A 3,925-nucleotide genomic window follows, 5' to 3' on the forward strand; every position below is an offset into this window, starting at 1 on the left:
TTCGGTGCGGAGTAGTTCACGCTGGCGCTGCTGGCGCCAACTGGAATGGAGATGGTCTGGCCATTCGAAAGGGTCACTACGACCGGCGAACCGGTCACTGGAGCAGTGACGGATGCGGTGTAAACCACGGTGCCGCCTTCAGCCACGGAAGAAGTCGCGGTCAGGCTGACCGTCGAGGTATCGACGGTGTCGGTCACATCAGTCACGGCCGCAGCCGGGTCTTTCGCCAGGCTTTCGAAGTTGCCGCCAGTCGCGTCCTTGATGGTCGTTTCGACTTTGCCGGCATCTTTGTAGACGTCATCGGCAGGTGCCTTGACGGTCACGGAACCGCTGGTGGCGCCAGCAGCGATGTTGATCACGGCGCCGTTGCTCAGGGTGACGGTCACTGGCGTGCCGGCCGCATTGGTCAGGTTGGCGGTGTAAACGATCGAACCGCCTTCAGCCACAGAATCCGTTGCGCTCAGGCTAAGGGTCGTAGTGTCAGCCGTATCGGTAACCGAGGTGTTCGCCGACTTGCCGTCGACATCCAGCTTCTCGTAGTTGCCGCCCTTGGCGTCGTCGATTTTGACGCTCAGGGAACCGCCGCCGGCCAAGGCGTCGTTCGGTGCGGAGTAGTTCACGCTGGCGCTGCTGGCGCCAACTGGAATGGAGATGGTCTGGCCATTCGAAAGGGTCACTACGACCGGCGAACCGGTCACTGGAGCAGTGACGGATGCGGTGTAAACCACGGTGCCGCCTTCAGCCACGGTGGACGTGGCCGTCAGGTTGACGGTCGATGTGTCGACGGTGTCGGTCACATCAGTCACGGCCGCAGCCGGGTCTTTCGCCAGGCTTTCGAAGTTGCCGCCAGTCGCGTCCTTGATGGTCGTTTCGACCTTGCCGGCGTCTTTGTAGACGTCATCGGCAGGCGCCTTGACGGTCACGGAACCGCTGGTGGCGCCAGCAGCGATGTTGATCACGGCGCCGTTGCTCAGGGTGACGGTCACTGGAGTGCCGGCCGCATTGGTCAGGTTGGCGGTGTAAACGATCGAACCGCCTTCAGCCACAGAATCCGTTGCGCTCAGGCTAAGGGTCGTAGTGTCAGCCGTATCGGTAACCGAGGTGTTCGCCGACTTGCCGTCGACATCCAGATTCTCGTAGTTGCCGCCCTTGGCGTCGTCGATTTTGACGCTCAACGAAGTGCCGCCCGCCAAGGCGTCGTTCGGTGCAACGAAGTTCACGCTGCCGGAGCTCGAACCGACCGGGATGGTGATCGTCTGGCCGTTGGACAGCGTCACGACAACTGGCGAACCGGTCACTGGAGCAGTGACGGACGCGGTGTAAACCACGGTGCCGCCTTCCGCTACGCTGCTATTGGCCGTCAAGCTGACGGTCGACGTATCGACGGTGTCAGTTACATCAGTGATCGCAGCCGCAGGGCTGGAGACCAGGTTTTCGAAGTTGCCGCCACTAGCATCTTTGATAGTCGCTTCGACCTTGCCAGCGTCTTTGTAGACGTCATCGGCAGGCGCCTTGACCGTCACAGAGCCGACAGTCGCACCAGCCGCGATGGTAATCACCGCGCCGTTCGACAGGTTCACGGTGACCGGGGTGCCGGCGGCGTTGGTCAGGGTCGCGGTGTAGACAATCGAACCGCCTTCAGCCACCGAATCCGAAGCGCTCAGGCTCAGGGTGGTGGTGTCTTTGACGTCGCTCACCGAAGTGACCGCCGGGGTTTGATTCGCCACCAGGTTTTCGTAGTTGCCGCCGGTGGTGCCGTCGATTTTCACGCTCAGCGAACTGCCGCCGGCCAGAGCATCGTTCGGTGCAACGAAGTTCACGCTAGCTGAACTGGCGCCAACCGGGATGGTGATGAACTGGCCGTTGGACAAAGCCACCACTACCGGCGAACCGGTCACTGGCGCATTGACCGAAGCGGTGTAAATCACCGTGCCGCCTTCGACCGTGCTGGCTGTAGCAGTCAGGGCCACGGTGCTGTTGTTGATGGTGTCGGTCACGTCGGTGACCGCTGGCGTCTTGTCGGCTACCAGATTTTCGAAGTTGCCACCAGTGGTCTTGGTGATGCTGGCGTCGACTTTGCCCGCGTCTTTGTAGACGTCATCCTTTGGCGCGGCGAAGTTCACCGACCCTGTGGTGGCGCCCTTGGCAATGTTGATCACCGCACCGTTGCTCAACGTCACGGTCATGGCGGTGCCAGCGGCGTTGGTCAGGGTTGCGGTGTAGACAATTGAGCCGCCCTCGGCGACCGAACCGGTGGCGCTCAGGCTCAGGTCGGTAGTGTCAGCCGAATCGGTGACGGTGGTGACCGCTGGCGAATGATCGGTGACAACTTTTTCGAAGTTGCCGCCGCTCTGGCTGGCGATCGTCGCCTGGACTTTGCCGCCGTCGATGTACGGCGTGTTGGCCGGTGCGGCGAAGTTCACCGAACCGGTGGTGGCGCCGGCGGCGATGCTGATCACTGCGCCGTTGCTCAACTTCACGGTCATCGCCGTGTCCGTCGGGTTGCTCAGGGTGGCGGTGTAGGTGATCTGGCCACCTTCGACGACGGTATGGCTGGCCGACAGGGACAGGGACGTCGTGTCCACCGTGTCTTTGACGGTGGTGCTTACCGACGCCTTGCTGATGTCAAGTTTTTCGAAGTTACCACCGCTGGCGTCAGTCATCTTGACGGTGAGCTTGCCGGCATCCTTATAGACGTCGTCGCTTGGCGCCGCGATGGTGACCGAACCGCTGGTCTTGCCGGCCGCGATGGTGATGGTCTCGCCGTTGCTCAGCTTGACGGTCACCGGGGTTTGCGCGGCGTTGGTCAGGGTCGCGGTGTAGGTGATGTTCGAACCTTCGAGCACAGACTTGTCAGCGCTGAGGGTCAGCTGTGTGGTGTTGGTGGTGTCGGCGACGTTGGTCACGGCCGGATTCGGGCTGGTGACCAGGTTTTCAAAGTTGCCGCCGGCGGCGTCCTTGATGGTGACTTCGACTTTGCCGGCGTCCTTGTAGACGTCGTCTTTCGGTGCGTCAACGGTCACGGTGCCGGTGGTTTTGCCGGCCGCAATGGTGATCACGGCGCCATTGCTCAGGGTCACAGTGACCGGAGTGCCGGCTGGATTGGTCAGGGTCGCGGTGTAAACGATCGAGCCACCCTCATTGACGTTGCCAGTGGCAGTCAGCGAAAGAGTGGTGGTGTCGACGGTGTCGGTCACGCTGGTGCTGACCGGGGTTTTATCGGCGACCAGGTTTTCGTAGTTGCCACCGCTGACGTTGGTGATCGAATTACTTACCGGCGCGTGGCCGCTCAGCACATCGTTGGAGACCACGGCGTTGACGGTGCCGCTGCTGGCGCCGACCGCAATGGTGATGGTCTGACCGTTGGCCAGCGTCACGATCACAGGCGAGCCGGTGACAGGTGCGCCGACCGAGGCGATGTAAACCACGGTGCCGCCTTCAGCCACCGTGCTGGTGGCCGTCAGGGTGACGGTCGACGTGTCGAGGGTGTCGGTGACGCTGGTCACGGCGGCTGCCGGGTCTTTGACCAGGCTTTCGAAGTTGCCGCCAGTCGCGTCCTTGATGGTCGCTTCGACTTTGCCGGCGTCTTTGTAGACGTCATCGGCAGGCGCTTTGACGGTTACGGAGCCGCTGGTGGCGCCAGCCGCGATGGTGATCACCGCGCCGTTGCTCAGGGTGACGGTGACCGGCGTGCCGGCGGCGTTGGTCAGGTTCGCGGTGTAAACGATCGAGCCGCCTTCAGCGACTGAATCGGTTGCTGTCAGGCTAAGAGTGGTGGTGTCAGCCGAGTCGGTCACAGAGGTGTCCGCCGACTTGCCGTCAACGTCCAGCTTCTCGTAATTGCCACCCTGGGCGTCGTCGATTTTGACGCTCAGGGAGCTGCCGCCAGCCAGGGCATCGTTCGGTGCGACGAAGTTCACGCTGG

1 protein-coding gene is annotated in these 3,925 nt (G+C 62.2%); it reads right to left on the bottom strand.

Features of this window, described 5'->3' with window-relative positions; translation table 11 throughout:
* Window positions 1-3,925: immunoglobulin-like domain-containing protein (locus EYC95_RS29875; protein ID WP_371928449.1), on the bottom strand; the 3,925-nt coding region annotated here is incomplete at both ends.

Source organism: Pseudomonas sp. BGI-2 (assembly GCF_004310295.1).
GTDB lineage: Bacteria > Pseudomonadota > Gammaproteobacteria > Pseudomonadales > Pseudomonadaceae > Aquipseudomonas.